Source organism: Micromonospora sp. NPDC005197, from assembly GCF_040608295.1.
GTDB lineage: Bacteria > Actinomycetota > Actinomycetes > Mycobacteriales > Micromonosporaceae > Micromonospora.
Map to the genome: position 1 here is coordinate 1 of NZ_JBEXHY010000137.1, position 12,635 is coordinate 12,635.

The window sequence follows — 12,635 nt, forward strand, 5'->3', positions numbered from 1 at the left end:
GCCGCTTCTTCCCCATGCTCTCCATGATGATGGACATCCTCCCGGAGACCCCAGGTCCCCTGTTCTCGGATGTCCGTCAAAACGGGGCAGGCCCACAGCAGCTAATCACGCCGTACCGGCGGGTGGGGCACACAGGGGGCACAAGACACCGTCAAAGGTCGTCAACGAGCCACCAACGATGGCAGCCCAACGTGCCGTGTGAGCAGGCGCCGACCAGTGTTTCCACTGGTGGTAGGACGGCTTTGAGTTCCGCTTCAATGTCTGACGTCTCCCAGCGGGTGCATGCGTCTCAGGTGACCGTGGCGGCGGTGAGGAAGAACGTGACTGCGTATGTGAACCGGTGTGCAACGACGGCGTCGTCGAACTGGTCTTCGAACGCACGAGCTTCGGCCGGGTCGAGTGCGCCGCGTTGAGCAGCTGTGGCAGCCCAGCTGCGGAGGCCGAGGACGTTGTCGACGGCGGTCGGGTTCCGGACCAGCAGTGTTCGGGGTCTGACTGGCGGTCGACGTCGGTGAACCCATGCATGATCGACAGCCTATTTCCGCGATTGCGGCGGCGCTGCTGCCTCGACAGCAACGCTGAGAGCAACCGTGCTGGACGGCGGCGTACCAGCAAGCGCGGAGACGGATGCTACGCCGAGCTGACGGCCCTCCCCGGCGTAGTTCTCCTCGGTTGGCAACACGAGTAGACCACCTACGGCAGTGGCAGACGGGCCATCTGGTCGCTCTGCTCGCGCACGCGAACGCTGAAGCCGTCCCCATAGGAGGCGCCTCGCCCAGCCGGGGGTAGATTCGCCGCCACCACGGGTCTCGACGGGAAGGCCAACGGGGATGGACGCCAGGACGGAAGAACTCCGAGACGCCCATGACGTGCTCTCGGAGTGGTACGCCAAGAACCTGTCCGGAGTGCTCGAGAGCATGCCGGTCGAGCGGGCGATGCTCGACCTGTTCGCCGAGATGACCCTGGCGGTGGGCGCGGAGATCGCGGACGTGGGCTGCGGCACTGGACGGCTTCTTCCCTACCTTGCGAGCCGAGGCCTGTCGCCTCGCGGCGTGGATCTCTCGCCCGGGATGGTCGAGGTGGCACGACGGGAGAACCCCGGCTTCACATACGAGGTTGCCGACCTGCGTCACCTGCCGTTCGAGGACGCCTCGCTGGCCGGGGTGGTCTGCTGGTTCTCGCTGATCTACCTGGCACCAGAAGCCAGGGTTCCGGCCTTCGCCGAACTCGCCCGGGTAGTTAAGCCGGGCGGATACCTGGTGACCGCATTCAAGCACGGCGATGGCACCGGGCACCGTAACCCTCCCGGCAGCCGCGTCGGAAGCTTCGGCATCGACTTCGACCGGTACTGGCTCTCGGCCCGAGAAATGGAGGAACGCTTCACCGCCGCCGGGTTCGCACTGATCTTTCAGGGCAGCACGCCACCCGAAGAACCGGAGCCCTCATACGGGTACATGCTGGTCCGCAAGACCGACTCCGGAATCGGGTAGGGATCACGGTCGTCGACTGTCGCATTGACAAGTCTGCTCACATCGACGTCGGTCGCACAGACCCGCCGCGCCGGACCAGTAGCTTGTTCCGTCAGATGAGACCTCGATCCCACCCGTGTGTATGGCGGGTGGTGCGCAGGAGCGACGCTCGATCCGGGCTTCGCTGCGGCCGTGTCTCAGGGTCATGCGCGGACATGACGGCCCGTTAGGCCAGGGCGGTCTGGTCCTGTTTCGCTGTTGCGAGACGCCTGACCGTCGTCCGGTATCCTCGCGGCCCAGGTGATCGCGCTGACGGGGAGCGGACGATGACTGACGTATCGGCGCAGGCAAGCGAAGGGCTGGCGGCCTTCGCCGCGGCGACGATGCCGGTGTTCATTGAACGGATCCCTGCGATGCCCGCGCGTCTGCTGGGTCGCCTGGCCGTGCCAGAGGAGGCGGATTCGCATTCGGTGGGTGCTCACCGGTTCGACCGCTCGGCCGGTGGTGAGCCCGAGTGCCTGACGGCGTTGCGAGCGCTGGGGCCGCTGCCGGTGGAGCGCCTGCTCGGCGCGCTCGAGTTGGTTGTCGGCCGCCATGACTGGAGTTGTGCGCCGGACCTGGTGGCGGGTCTGTTCCGGCCGCCGGATGCCCAGTATGTGTGGATGGCCGCAAGTGGTCACGATAGCGAGGCGACGTCCGCGACGGCTTTGCTGCACCGACTGCGTCCCGGACTGGCCGACCGTACGGTTGCGTTGGTGCGAGAGCTTGCGGCGCACCCTGTGATCGCGCCGCTGCTGGCAGTCACGCCGGCGGCGACGGATGAGCCATCGATCGCGGCCGAGCACGGCGCAGCTCATCTCGGCTTGGCGGTGGCGGTTGCTGGTGCCGTGGTCCACCAGGCGGCGCCACCAATGATCGTGGATCGTGCCGCCGCCACCGTCGGCCTGGGAGTCGGCGCCGCGGTGCTACTGCTGCGGGACGCACTCATGCCTCCGGCATATGCGGCGGCGTTGCTCGCCAGGATCCGCGCGGAGTACCTGCTGCCGCGTCATATGTCCGGCACGGTGACCGTGGCCGAGCACCGGTTCGGGCTTGCCGAGCACGAGTTACCCGAGCAGGCCGACTTCGCAGGCAACGGGATGGTCGCCGTGGCCGACGGCGGCATCGTCGTGCGCACCGGTGTCGCAGCGGGCATGGTCCGCGTTGAATTGGCCGTGCTCGCGGAAGCCCCGGACGAGCTGGAGTCCGGCTGGGAGGAGATCGTCGAAGTGAGCTGGCGTGCCGCCGAGGGGCGCGCATCAGTGATGGCGCCGGACGGCACGGGCGGCCGCGGCCTACGCCGGCAGACCCCGCCGTGGCCCGGCGAATACCGGACCCGGGTACACGCCCGCGGTCGCGACGACCTCGACGCCGATCTCGAGAGCTACAAGCTCGTCGTCTGGGGCGCACCCGCCGCACCGGAAATCGCCTACAAGCTCACCGACCAACTTGGGCACCGGCTGCGCGGCGAGCCCGAGCCGGCCCGGCCGCCCGAGCACGCGTACCGATGGATTCGCCGTAGCCCGCTCTCCCAGGCGGCGACTGTCACCGTCGTCACTGGCGCTACGGTCGAGCAGGCGTTACGTGCGTTCGGAGCCGACCCGGACCAGCCGGAATCGGTCGATGACATTCAGCGCGACCTGTCACTGCGTCGTGCCATCGACCCCTGGATCACCGTGCTGGACGGCGGTGACGCGGTCCTGGTCGTGGAGGACAACGGCTTCCGCGGCACGGACGCCGCAGTGCTGCGTAACGCGTCGGCCGGTGGCCGGGCCGCCAGCATGTTCTGGAACGTCAACGCCGTCACCCGGCTCTCCTTCGCCGAGGCAGGTCAACTGCTCGCTGCCTTCGAGCCATGGGGGCGCGACGAGTACCCGCCGGAGGTTGCCGCAGCTCTCGCCGGGATCGACTTCGCCGAGCTCGGTGATCGCAGTGAGAAGGGACTGGTCGCGGTCGCACGGTTCACCGGCCCGGGCATCACCGCTGCCGACCTCAACCGGATCCGCGCGGCCGGCATCGGTTACCGCATAACAGGATAGGCACCCAGCCGCACCGCGGTCCGAGACGAGGACCTCAGCCACAGCCATCACGGCGGACAATGGATCCTGTTCCAGCCCGACGTCTACCGCCGAGGTGCTCTAGCGGCTGTCCACCGCCAGTCACCCGCTACAGCTGGCTGCGAGCTACGTGGAGGTAGCTCGGAATATCCATTGCCATCCGATCGGCGCAGCGCCTACCTTGAATGAGCAAGGTCGTCCCGACCAACCTGAGGAGTTCCCCGTGTTGCAGTACGCCTACACCGAAACCACGCGGCTCATGCCGCGCGGCGGTGTCGTGCTGCCCTCGATTGGACGAGCCCACGATCTGTGCGCGAGTGAGCGGAACTGGAAGCCGGGGTGGCGGCGCGAATAGCGCCAGCGCAAGCTGCGAAGCCGCCCACCCTGACAGGGATAGGGCGGCTTTCTCGTTACTGGAACAACTTCATAGGGGCGTAGCTCAACTGGTGGAGCACCGGTCTCCAAAACCGACGGATGCAGGTTCGAGTCCTGCCGCCCCTGCTTTTCGTCCCGGCTTCGGCCGGCGGCGTTGTAGGTTCTCAACTCCACAGTGGATGGCATTGGTAAGGCCCCGGCCGGCGCCCGTATGGGCCGGCCGGGGGCACTACCTCCGGGACGAGGGAGACGGCTGACCCGCTCGCTTTGGGAGCGAGAGACACGGGGTTCGACACCCCGGTCCCGGACGATGGGGTTGTAGCTCAGTTGGGAGAGCGCCGGTTCGGCAGACCGGAGGTCGAGGGTTCGAATCCCTTCTTCTCCACGCTTCATGGGCCGTTGGAGCAAGCTGGCAGCTCACCTGGTTCTCAGCCAGGAGGTTACGGGTTCGAGCCCCGTACGGCCTACGCACGCAGGATGCGATGCGGTCGTGGTGAACTTGGCGGACACGTCGGTCTTCCAAACCGAAGAAGCGGGGTCGGTGCCCGCCGACCGCTCAACCGTTCCGGGATGCTCTGCTGGCAAGGGCGACGGGACTTTGGATCCCGGTACGAACGCAGGTTCGATTCCTGCTCCCGGAGCTCGCACTTGACCAGCGGAGAAAGTCGTCTCGGATCTGCGAATCCGGAATTCGACTTCCTCTTGGGGATGGTTCGACTCCGGCCGGGGGCTCCACGCGGTTGTAGCTCAGTTGGTAGAGCGCGACGTTGCCAACGTCGAGGTCCCGGGTTCAAGTCCCGGTAGCCGCTCGATGTCTCTTACATAGAGACAATGCGACATCACCGAGTTGACACCTATCGTTGAAGTGCCAGTGGGCCCCGTTCTCGTCATCAACGCCGACCTCGGCCCGCTCCACCGGGTCACGGTCGCCCACGCGATCCGGATGCTCTGCCGGCGGGTCGCCGAGATCCACGAAGCCGAACCCGACCAACTCATCGGCGTGTTCCCCATGCCGAAGGTGGTCCGGCTCGTCCGGTACGTCGTCACCCGGTGGCGGTACACGAAGGGCCCCGCCTGGTCCAAGGGCGGCGTCCTGGCCCGCGACGAACGGCGGTGCGGCTACTGCGAGGGTCCGTCCGTGACGGTCGACCACATCCTGCCCCGCCCGGGGTGGGCAGAACACCTGGCGGAACACCGTCAGCGCGTGCGCGCCCTGCAACCAGCGCAAGGGCGACCGGACCCCGGCCGAGGCCGGCATGGTGCTTCGCATCAGCCCGGTCGTGCCGGCGTGGGGGTCGCTGGCGCAGCGCTGACTCGGCTGGCGGGCCATCACCCCGCCGGCCGCGATGGGAGCTGATGTAACCGGCAGCATCGCTGGCTCTGACCCAGTGCGTAGAGGTTCGAATCCCCTGCTCCCAGCTCGATGCCCTCGTAGCCCAACGGCAGGAGGCACCAGGTCGAGGGCCTGGACAGTGCGCGTTCGAATCGCGCCGAGGGCACCAGGCCGGCGTAGCTCAGTTGGCAGAGCACGCGCCTTGTAAGCGCGAGTGGGCCGGTTCGATCCCGGTCGCCGGCTCCACACACCCGGTGGGTCTCTCGCGGGCCGGGACGCCCGTAAGGCAGGGATAGCGCCCCTGACGGTGATCCGTCGGTGAAAACGGCGGCGCCGCCCTGGCACGCGAGAGACCCACCGGGACCACGCCAGCGAAGCTCACCAGGGCAGAGCGCGCCCCTCGTAAGGGCGAGGATGCGGGTTCGACTCCCGTCGCTGGCTCTCTCGCCGACGTAGCTCAGGTGGTCAGAGCGTCCCGCTCATAACGGGAAGGTCCCCGGTTCGACACCGGGCGTCGGCACGCAGCAACCACGCGCTCGTGGTGGAACCTGGTAGACACGCCGGCCTCAGAAGCCGGTGCCGAAAGGCGTGGGAGTTCGACTCTCCCCGAGCGCACGCAGCACCACCATGGGGTCGTAGCTCAGTTGGTAGAGCGTCGCATTCGCACCGCGAAGGCCGTCGGTTCAATTCCGTCCGACTCCACTCTCCCGGCCGCCGGCCGGGACCATGCTGACGTAGCTCAGTGGCAAGAGCATCCGGTTGTCAGCCGGAAGGCCGCGGGTTCGAGTCCCGTCGTCAGCGCGCAAGGAGGGTTTGCCATAGGTAGGGCAGACGGACTGCTAATCCGTTGCGGCTCCGGCCGTTGTGGGTTCGACTCCCGCACCTTCCGCCAAGCCGTCGTAGCTCAGCGGTTAGAGCACCGACCTGATAAGTCGGGGGCCGGAGGTTCGAGTCCTCCCGTCGGCACGCAACAAGTCTTGCCCCCGTAGCTCAGTGGATAGAGCACGAGATTACGGATTTCGGTGTCGCTGGTTCGATTCCAGTCGGGGGCTCTTTCGGGATATGGCGCAGTCAGGTAGCGCTCCGGTCTGGGGGACCGGAAGTCGTCGGTTCGAATCCGGCTATCCCGACTCAACGGGTAGTGGCGCAGCTTGGTAGCGCGCTCGCTTCGGGAGCGAGAGGTCGCAGGTTCAATTCCTGTCTACCCGACTCATGGAGGGGCCAGCCGACAGATGGCGACGGCCACCGTCTCGAAAACGGTTGGGGTGCAAGCCCGTAGGAGTTCGACCCTCCTTCCCTCCGCCATGCGCCGGTAGCTCAGTGGACAGAGCTGCGGACTCTTACTCCGTAGGTCGTGGGTTCGAATCCCACTCGGCGTACCAAATCCCCCGGTAGCTCAGCGGATAGAGCGCTGGTTTCCTAAACCGGGTCGTCGCAGGTTCGATTCCTGCTCGGGGGACGTTTCGGGCCGTTAGCTCAATGGCGTAGAGCTGTGGACTTTTAATCCGAGGGTTCGGGGTTCGAGTCCCCGGCGGCCCACTGCGGGGTAGAGGAGTTCGGTCGTCCTCGCCGGCCTCATAAGCCGGAGATCGTGGGTTCGAATCCCACCCTCGCCACCAAGCCCTGATAGCTCAGCGGGAGAGCACCGGTTCGACAAACCGGGGGCCGCTGGTTCGATTCCAGCTCGGGGCACGCACACCACCTGGCGCGGTGGACGAATTGGAAGAGTCGCCCGGCTTTCACCCGGGACATGTGCGGGTTCGAGTCCCGTCCGCGCTGCCATTCCCTTGTAGCTCAAAGGTAGAGCGGCCGGCTGTTAACCGGCTGATCTTGGTTCGAGTCCAGGCAGGGGAGCCACGCCCGTATAGCTCAGCGGCAGAGCACCGGTCCCACACACCGGGTCGCCCTGGTTCGAGTCCAGGTACGGGCACTGGCCTTCGGGCCGCAGTTGTGGCTGGCAGGAACCGGTGACCGACACCCGCCGGATATTCGGGGGTACCCGGCGGTCGACCTCATGGAGCGCATCGCCCCGCTGATGGGTGCCCGCCGCCGGGACCAGATCGGCCGGGCCATCGCTGGGTACGACACCAAGCGGCGGCGTCTCCGGCAATCAGAGCGCGACGCCATCATTGCTGGGTTCCGAAGCGGACGCCGCGCGGTCGAGCTGGCCGACGAATTTCGGGTACGACGCGAGCACGTATATCGGCTGGTTCGCGGGCGGTAGGTCAGTACCCGCCAGTCACCCCAAGGGAGTGCGCCACCGATGGTGAGGTGGGCCGGGCTGTAACCCCGGTGCGTTCGCGCTCAGGGAGTTCGAATCTCTCCACTCCCACGCATGCCTGCGTAGCTCAGGGGACAGAGCACCAGCTTCCGGAGCTGGGTGTCGGGGGTTCGATTCCCTCCGCGGGCGCTTCTGCCTGGTCGTGTGCCCGAGTGGTGAGGGAGCGGTCCGCAAAACCGCGTACGCCGGTTCGATCCCGGTCACGGCCTCAACTGCCATCCACTGTCGGATAACGAGCGAGATGCTCAGGTCGACCAACTGTCGGGGCTCAGGACGCGCTGCGCGTCACCGGATCTCGTTGTCGGGGTGGTCGCTGTCGTAGGCCTGACGGGCTTCGGAGATGGCTGCGCGGTGTGCCAGTGACCAGTCGGCGAGTGCTTTGACGAGGTGGGTGAGGCTTGTGCCGGTTGCGGTGAGACGGTAGTCGACCTGGGCGGGCACGGTCGCGTACACGGTCCGAAGGACGAGGCCGTCTCGTTCCAGGCGGCGCACCGTGAGGGTCAGCATGCGCTGGGAGATCCCGTCGATGGCGCGCTGGAGTTGGCGGAAGCGTCGCGGCCCATTGGCGAGTTCGACGATCACGAGAACCGACCACTTGTCGCCCACCCGGTCAAGAACGTCTCGGATGCCGCAGTCTGCGTGATCCGGCTGTCCGCATGGTTCGAGCTCGGCGGCTCCCGCGGTTACTTCGGTGTGCGCTAGTGACACGAGACTGCCTCCTTGTGAGCCACCGGGCGCGGGTCCAGGCTCTCACTGTAGTTACTGAAGAGAACCACGGTAGGGGACCGAATCGCAATGATCATGGTGACCGGCGCCAACGGACAGCTCGCTTCGCTCACACTCGCAGAGCTCGGCGAGCGAGACGTACCCGCCTTGGCAGGAAGTCGCACTCCCACCAGCGCACAGCGCCACCTTGACTTCGACGACCCCGCAACCCTCGATCTCACAGGCGTTTCGACCCTGGTCCTCGTCTCGGCCGGGTATGCCGAGGACGACCAGGTCATCGCGCGTCACCGGACTCTTCTCGACGCTGCAGGCCGCGACGGCGTGGCCCACGTGGTTTACACCAGCCTGACCAGCGCCGGGGACCACCTCGGGTTCGCGCTCGCCCACAGGGCCACCGAGCAAATGATCAAGAGCGGCGGGCTCGCGTGGACCATCCTGCGAAACGGGCTGTACGCCGAACTGTTCGGTGCCTTGCTCGCGTGGACTCCCGACGGCCTGGAATCAGCATTCGGGACCGGTGCACTCTCCGCGGTAGCGCGGGCCGACCTGGCAGCTGCCGCAGCCGTCGTCGCATGCGAGCCCACCGCGCACGTCGGCAAGGTGTACGACCTGGTCGGACACCCGATTACCGCTGGCGGCATCGCCGACCGTCTCGGCGTCGCGCACCACACAATCGACCTGGGTGAGTACCGCACCCGCCTTCTCGGCGACGCCAACCTGCTGGCATTCCAGCCGCCGATGCTGGCCTCAATCGCCACCAGTGTCCGCCACGGGTTCCTCGACAACACCAGCCCCGACCTCGTGCGCCTGCTGGATCGACCGCTCACAGATTCACTCACCGTCGCTGTGGGTGCCACGGCCGCCAGGTGCCCTGGCACGCACTGACACAGATGCTTCACAAGAGTGCCCTCCGCTCATGCCGATGCGCGTGCGAGGGCTTGAGGGGCCGCAACGGCGTTGAGTTTCGCTATGGTGTCCAGCCTGTCGTCCCATGCACCCGATCTCCCGACTTCGAGGAGAGCGTCATGACCGCTACGTACAGGAGGCACGGGTGAGGCTTCTTCTGACGTCCGGGGGCGTCCAGAACCCGAGCATTCGCAATGCGCTGGTCGACCTGCTGGGCAAGCCGATCGCCGAGTCCACGGCCCTTTTCATTCCGACCGGTGTCTATCCCTTCCCCGGCGGAGGTGAGAGCGCGTGGAAGGCGATTCACGGCCAGGCCACGATCCCGCTGTCCCAGCTCGGTTGGAAATCCCTGGGGATATTGGAGCTCACCGCACTGCCGACCATCCGAGAAGAGAACTGGGTCCCGGCCGTCCGGCAGGCCGATGCCCTCCTCGTCTGGGGCGGCGATGTGCTCTACCTGACCTACTGGCTGCGCCAGTCAGGTCTGGCCGACCTCCTACCGTCGCTGAACGATACGGTTTACGTGGGGGTGAGTGCCGGGAGTATCGCGGTCACCCCGTACAACTGCGATGCCGAGTTCGACCTCGAATTCGTCCCCGACGGTAGCGACATGGCGGAGGGCGCTGACCGGGCGCTGGGGCTGGTGGATTTCACGCTGTACCCACACCTCAATCACCCGGACATGGAGGGCACCGAGCTGTCCACCATTCAGAAGTGGGCGTCCGGAATCCCGGTCCCGACCTACGCCATCGACGATGACACCGCCATCAAGGTGGTCGACGGCGCCGTCGAGGTCGTCTCGGAGGGGCACTGGAAGCTGTTCCCCTGATAGCCGCCGCCAACAGCGATCGGCATGCCGGGCGTCAGTGCGGGTACGCGCCGGACTGGGCCGGGCACCACACCAGAGCGAGGCCGTCCAGCACTGTGGATCGCGGGCGAGGAGCCGCTGCGGTTCCTTCGCAGCGGCACCACACCCGTCGCCGGACGCGGACCAGCCTCCATGGCGATCATCGACCCATCCCGCTACGATCCGATATCGATAGATAACTGAGCGTCAATGCGGTGGTGGTCGCAAGCCCTGGACGCTGGCAATCCGGCGCCGCTACGAACGTGGTGCCGGCCTGAGGATCAAGCCGCCTCGACGAAGGGAATCCGGATGACGGAGAGCGCGCAGACCACCGAGAGTCGCACCGTTCCGCCCGCGCGGCCGTACCCGTTCAGTGTGCCCGACCGCCTCGTCGTCGATCCGACCTATGGCGAGCTGCGCGAGAACGAGCCGATGACCCGGGTAAAGCTCCCCTACGGCGAGGAGGCGTGGCTCGCCACCCGGTACGAGGACGTCCGTACGGTCCTCGGCGACGTGCGGTTCGGCCGCGCCCTGTCCGTCCAGCGCGACGAGCCCAGGCTCACCCCGCGCCAGCAGTACAGCGGCATGCTGACCATGGACCCGCCCGATCACACTCGGCTGCGCCGGTTGGTGGCGAAGGCGTTCACGGCACGTCGGGTGGAGGCGCTGCGACCCCGAACCCAGGAGATCGCCGACGCGCTGGTCGACGACATGGTCCGGCTCGGTCCTCCGGCCGACCTGGTGGAGCACGTCGCCACGCCGCTGCCGATCCAGGTGATCTGCGAGCTGCTCGGGGTCCCGTACGCCGACCGCGACCGCTTCCACGTCTGGTCCGAGGCGATCGTCTCGACCACCTCGCTGCCCCTGGAAACGATCCAGGAGTACCTGAACAATCTCTGGGGGTACATCGGTGGTCTGGTCGCCGAGCGGCGCCGCGACCCGGGGATCGACGACCTGCTCGGCGCGTTGGTGCGGGCCCGCGACGAGAATGAGGATCGGCTCAGCGAGACCGAGCTGGTGGAGCTGGCCGGAGGGCTGCTCGCAGCCGGCCACGAGACCACGGTGACCCAGATCCCCAACTTCGTCTACGTCCTGCTGCACAATCCGGACCAGCTCGCTCGGCTGCGGGCCGATCCGTCGCTGGTGCCGGCCGCGGTCGAGGAACTGTTGCGGTACGTGCCGCTCGGCGTCGGCTCCTCCTTCGCCAGGTACGCCAAGGAGGACGTCGAGGTCGGCGGGGTGCTGGTCCGGGCCGGTGAGCCGGTTCTCGGCTCGCTGTCGTCGGCGAATCGGGACGGTACCGTCTTCGCCGACCCGGACCGGCTGAACTTCGACCGCGAGCAGAACCCGCACCTGGGCTTCGGGCACGGCGTACACCACTGCGTCGGCGCGCAACTGGCCCGCATGGAGTTGCAGGTCGCCGTCGCCACCCTCGTGACTCGCCTGCCCGGATTGCGGCTTGCCGTGCCGGAAGCCGAGCTGGAGTGGAAGCGGGGCATGTTGGTGCGGGGCCTGCTCGGCATGCCGGTGGCCTGGTGAGTACCGCGTGGCGGATCGGGGTGGACTCGGGCCGCTGCATCGGCACGAGCATCTGTGCCGGTACCGCGCCTGAGCACTTCCGCCTGGTGGGCGGCCTGTCCGAGCCGCTGGCCGACGTCGTCGCCCCGGCCGACGTCGTCCTCGACGCTGCCGACTCGTGCCCGGTGGAAGCGATCACGGTCCGCGACGCCACCGACGACCGGCTGATCGCGCCGGAGGAGTGACCCGACCGAGGGCCGCGACGGTCGTGCCGCCGCGCTGGGCGCGAAGACCGGCGCGGGCGGCGGATCATGGTAGGAGCGAGGCCTCGGCGCACGCGTTGGCATTGCTGCGGTCGCCGCCTATGGTGGAGACATGTCCCCGGTGACGTTCCGCTCTCCTGTCGTCACCGGTGTGGCGGCAATCGGGGCTGCCTGCGTGGCGACGGCGGCGTGCCGGATGGTCGGGATGCGAGTGCCGGTCGTCCGCGTGCTGCACATCGCGCCCACCTCCCGGCTGTCGAGCCCGGCGCGAACCGGCCGAGGCCCCCCGCGGAATCGTTGCATCACGGAACGACCGCCAGGGCGAAGCTATCAAGCTTCGGCCCTTTTCTTTTTCCCTTCGAAAGGCAGAGGTAGACCATGAGCGTCGATCATCGAACCGTCGACCAGGGTTGGCTGGCTGATCTGCGAGCGTCCCTGGCGGAAGACTTCGCCACGCAGACGGCTCGGCTACGGGAATTGACCGAGCTCAACGCGGACACCGGCGACCCGAGCGAGGCCCACAACCGGGCCGCACTGCTGGTGGCCACCCGCCGCAACATCGAGCAGATCACCGGTGCGCTGAGCCGCATCAGCGACGGCACCTACGGTGCCTGCACGAAGTGTCGCCAGAACATCCCGGCCGAGCGGCTCGAAATCCTGCCGCACGCGCAGTTCTGCGTGTCCTGCCAGGCGAAGCAGAACGGCTGATTCCCGGTGTGGCTGCCGTGGCGCGGGGGGGACCGCAGCCACAGGCCGGCACGCACGAGATTAATACGCCCCGGGGACGACGTGCAGGAGATAGGAAGAGGGGCGTGTAGGGG

At 67.3% G+C, this 12,635-nt stretch carries 8 protein-coding genes, 31 tRNA genes and 1 pseudogene; 39 read left to right on the forward strand and 1 reads right to left on the reverse strand.

From position 1 onward, the window contains the following. The first annotated feature begins 830 nt into the window (after positions 1-830). The 34 genes and pseudogenes from ABZU46_RS27340 (at position 831) to ABZU46_RS27505 (ending at position 7,763) form a co-directional block, all read left to right on the forward strand. Entirely contained in the window at positions 831-1,490 is a 660-nt protein-coding gene (locus ABZU46_RS27340; protein ID WP_354862249.1) for a class I SAM-dependent methyltransferase, read from the forward strand. Between the two features lie 305 nt (positions 1,491-1,795). Then, positions 1,796-3,547, forward strand: coding sequence for a DUF6461 domain-containing protein (locus ABZU46_RS27345; RefSeq protein ID WP_354862251.1), 1,752 nt, complete (start codon positions 1,796-1,798; stop codon positions 3,545-3,547). Positions 3,548-3,993: 446 nt separating this feature from the next. Then, positions 3,994-4,066 (forward strand) — tRNA-Trp (locus ABZU46_RS27350). Positions 4,067-4,252: 186 nt separating this feature from the next. Beyond that, positions 4,253-4,325 (forward strand) — tRNA-Ala (locus tag ABZU46_RS27355). 8 nt (positions 4,326-4,333) lie between these two features. Then, positions 4,334-4,407, forward strand: a tRNA-Glu gene (locus tag ABZU46_RS27360). Positions 4,408-4,424: 17 nt separating this feature from the next. Next, a tRNA-Gly gene (locus ABZU46_RS27365) sits at positions 4,425-4,497 on the forward strand. A 7-nt stretch (positions 4,498-4,504) separates the two neighbouring features. Continuing rightward, positions 4,505-4,581 (forward strand) — tRNA-Gln (locus ABZU46_RS27370). A gap of 95 nt (positions 4,582-4,676) precedes the next feature. Then, a tRNA-Gly gene (locus tag ABZU46_RS27375) sits at positions 4,677-4,749 on the forward strand. A gap of 62 nt (positions 4,750-4,811) precedes the next feature. After that, a pseudogene (locus tag ABZU46_RS27380) lies at positions 4,812-5,253 on the forward strand (HNH endonuclease). A gap of 34 nt (positions 5,254-5,287) precedes the next feature. After that, positions 5,288-5,359: transfer RNA gene (locus tag ABZU46_RS27385), tRNA-Gln, on the forward strand. 6 nt (positions 5,360-5,365) lie between these two features. Continuing rightward, a tRNA-Leu gene (locus ABZU46_RS27390) sits at positions 5,366-5,442 on the forward strand. Between the two features lies 1 nt (position 5,443). After that, positions 5,444-5,519: transfer RNA gene (locus tag ABZU46_RS27395), tRNA-Thr, on the forward strand. Between the two features lie 121 nt (positions 5,520-5,640). Further along, a tRNA-Thr gene (locus tag ABZU46_RS27400) sits at positions 5,641-5,714 on the forward strand. A 5-nt stretch (positions 5,715-5,719) separates the two neighbouring features. Further along, a tRNA-Met gene (locus tag ABZU46_RS27405) sits at positions 5,720-5,793 on the forward strand. A gap of 12 nt (positions 5,794-5,805) precedes the next feature. Beyond that, positions 5,806-5,888 (forward strand) — tRNA-Leu (locus ABZU46_RS27410). 14 nt (positions 5,889-5,902) lie between these two features. After that, positions 5,903-5,975 (forward strand) — tRNA-Ala (locus tag ABZU46_RS27415). Positions 5,976-6,001: 26 nt separating this feature from the next. Continuing rightward, positions 6,002-6,074, forward strand: a tRNA-Asp gene (locus ABZU46_RS27420). 5 nt (positions 6,075-6,079) lie between these two features. Continuing rightward, positions 6,080-6,165 (forward strand) — tRNA-Ser (locus ABZU46_RS27425). Between the two features lies 1 nt (position 6,166). Then, positions 6,167-6,239 (forward strand) — tRNA-Ile (locus ABZU46_RS27430). Positions 6,240-6,252: 13 nt separating this feature from the next. Beyond that, a tRNA-Arg gene (locus tag ABZU46_RS27435) sits at positions 6,253-6,325 on the forward strand. 4 nt (positions 6,326-6,329) lie between these two features. After that, positions 6,330-6,403 (forward strand) — tRNA-Pro (locus tag ABZU46_RS27440). A 5-nt stretch (positions 6,404-6,408) separates the two neighbouring features. Next, positions 6,409-6,482, forward strand: a tRNA-Pro gene (locus tag ABZU46_RS27445). Positions 6,483-6,487: 5 nt separating this feature from the next. Next, a tRNA-Ser gene (locus ABZU46_RS27450) sits at positions 6,488-6,578 on the forward strand. Between the two features lies 1 nt (position 6,579). Continuing rightward, positions 6,580-6,655: transfer RNA gene (locus ABZU46_RS27455), tRNA-Lys, on the forward strand. A 3-nt stretch (positions 6,656-6,658) separates the two neighbouring features. Further along, a tRNA-Arg gene (locus ABZU46_RS27460) sits at positions 6,659-6,732 on the forward strand. 6 nt (positions 6,733-6,738) lie between these two features. Next, positions 6,739-6,812, forward strand: a tRNA-Lys gene (locus tag ABZU46_RS27465). A 1-nt stretch (position 6,813) separates the two neighbouring features. Continuing rightward, positions 6,814-6,892: transfer RNA gene (locus ABZU46_RS27470), tRNA-Met, on the forward strand. 1 nt (position 6,893) lies between these two features. Further along, positions 6,894-6,965, forward strand: a tRNA-Val gene (locus tag ABZU46_RS27475). Positions 6,966-6,977: 12 nt separating this feature from the next. Next, positions 6,978-7,055, forward strand: a tRNA-Glu gene (locus ABZU46_RS27480). A 1-nt stretch (position 7,056) separates the two neighbouring features. Then, positions 7,057-7,130 (forward strand) — tRNA-Asn (locus ABZU46_RS27485). A gap of 1 nt (position 7,131) precedes the next feature. Beyond that, positions 7,132-7,203: transfer RNA gene (locus ABZU46_RS27490), tRNA-Val, on the forward strand. Positions 7,204-7,521: 318 nt separating this feature from the next. Beyond that, positions 7,522-7,605, forward strand: a tRNA-Tyr gene (locus tag ABZU46_RS27495). A gap of 5 nt (positions 7,606-7,610) precedes the next feature. Continuing rightward, positions 7,611-7,683 (forward strand) — tRNA-Arg (locus tag ABZU46_RS27500). A gap of 9 nt (positions 7,684-7,692) precedes the next feature. Beyond that, a tRNA-Cys gene (locus ABZU46_RS27505) sits at positions 7,693-7,763 on the forward strand. A 76-nt stretch (positions 7,764-7,839) separates the two neighbouring features. On the opposite strand, the gene ABZU46_RS27510 is transcribed toward ABZU46_RS27505, so the two are convergent. Then, complete coding sequence (locus ABZU46_RS27510) at positions 7,840-8,160, reverse strand: helix-turn-helix domain-containing protein (RefSeq protein WP_354862252.1); 321 nt, start codon at positions 8,158-8,160, stop codon at positions 7,840-7,842. Positions 8,161-8,349: 189 nt separating this feature from the next. Between ABZU46_RS27510 and ABZU46_RS27515 the strand changes: the two genes are divergently transcribed. From ABZU46_RS27515 to ABZU46_RS27535, 5 genes are all read left to right on the forward strand, one after another. After that, positions 8,350-9,165: an NAD(P)H-binding protein gene (locus ABZU46_RS27515; RefSeq protein ID WP_354862254.1), complete on the forward strand. Its 816-nt coding sequence runs from the start codon at positions 8,350-8,352 to the stop codon at positions 9,163-9,165. Positions 9,166-9,331: 166 nt separating this feature from the next. Next, a complete protein-coding gene (locus ABZU46_RS27520) occupies positions 9,332-10,015 on the forward strand; it encodes a Type 1 glutamine amidotransferase-like domain-containing protein (RefSeq protein ID WP_354862256.1) in 684 nt (227 codons plus the stop codon). 327 nt (positions 10,016-10,342) lie between these two features. Next, positions 10,343-11,572, forward strand: a complete 1,230-nt coding sequence (locus ABZU46_RS27525; RefSeq protein WP_354862257.1) for a cytochrome P450 — start codon at positions 10,343-10,345, stop codon at positions 11,570-11,572. Then, a complete protein-coding gene (locus ABZU46_RS27530) occupies positions 11,569-11,796 on the forward strand; it encodes a ferredoxin (protein WP_354862258.1) in 228 nt (75 codons plus the stop codon). The genes ABZU46_RS27525 and ABZU46_RS27530 overlap by 4 nt, the downstream gene beginning before the upstream one ends. A gap of 396 nt (positions 11,797-12,192) precedes the next feature. Further along, entirely contained in the window at positions 12,193-12,522 is a 330-nt protein-coding gene (locus ABZU46_RS27535) for a TraR/DksA C4-type zinc finger protein (protein WP_354862260.1), read from the forward strand. The last annotated feature ends 113 nt before the right edge of the window (positions 12,523-12,635 follow it).

Coding starts and splice junctions, on each gene's coding strand:
- ABZU46_RS27340 (WP_354862249.1), top strand. CDS start 831: ATGGACGCCAGGACGGAAGAACTCCGAGACGCCCATGACGTGCTCTCG.
- ABZU46_RS27345 (WP_354862251.1), top strand. CDS start 1,796: ATGACTGACGTATCGGCGCAGGCAAGCGAAGGGCTGGCGGCCTTCGCC.
- ABZU46_RS27515 (WP_354862254.1), top strand. CDS start 8,350: ATGATCATGGTGACCGGCGCCAACGGACAGCTCGCTTCGCTCACACTC.
- ABZU46_RS27525 (WP_354862257.1), top strand. CDS start 10,343: ATGACGGAGAGCGCGCAGACCACCGAGAGTCGCACCGTTCCGCCCGCG.
- ABZU46_RS27535 (WP_354862260.1), top strand. CDS start 12,193: ATGAGCGTCGATCATCGAACCGTCGACCAGGGTTGGCTGGCTGATCTG.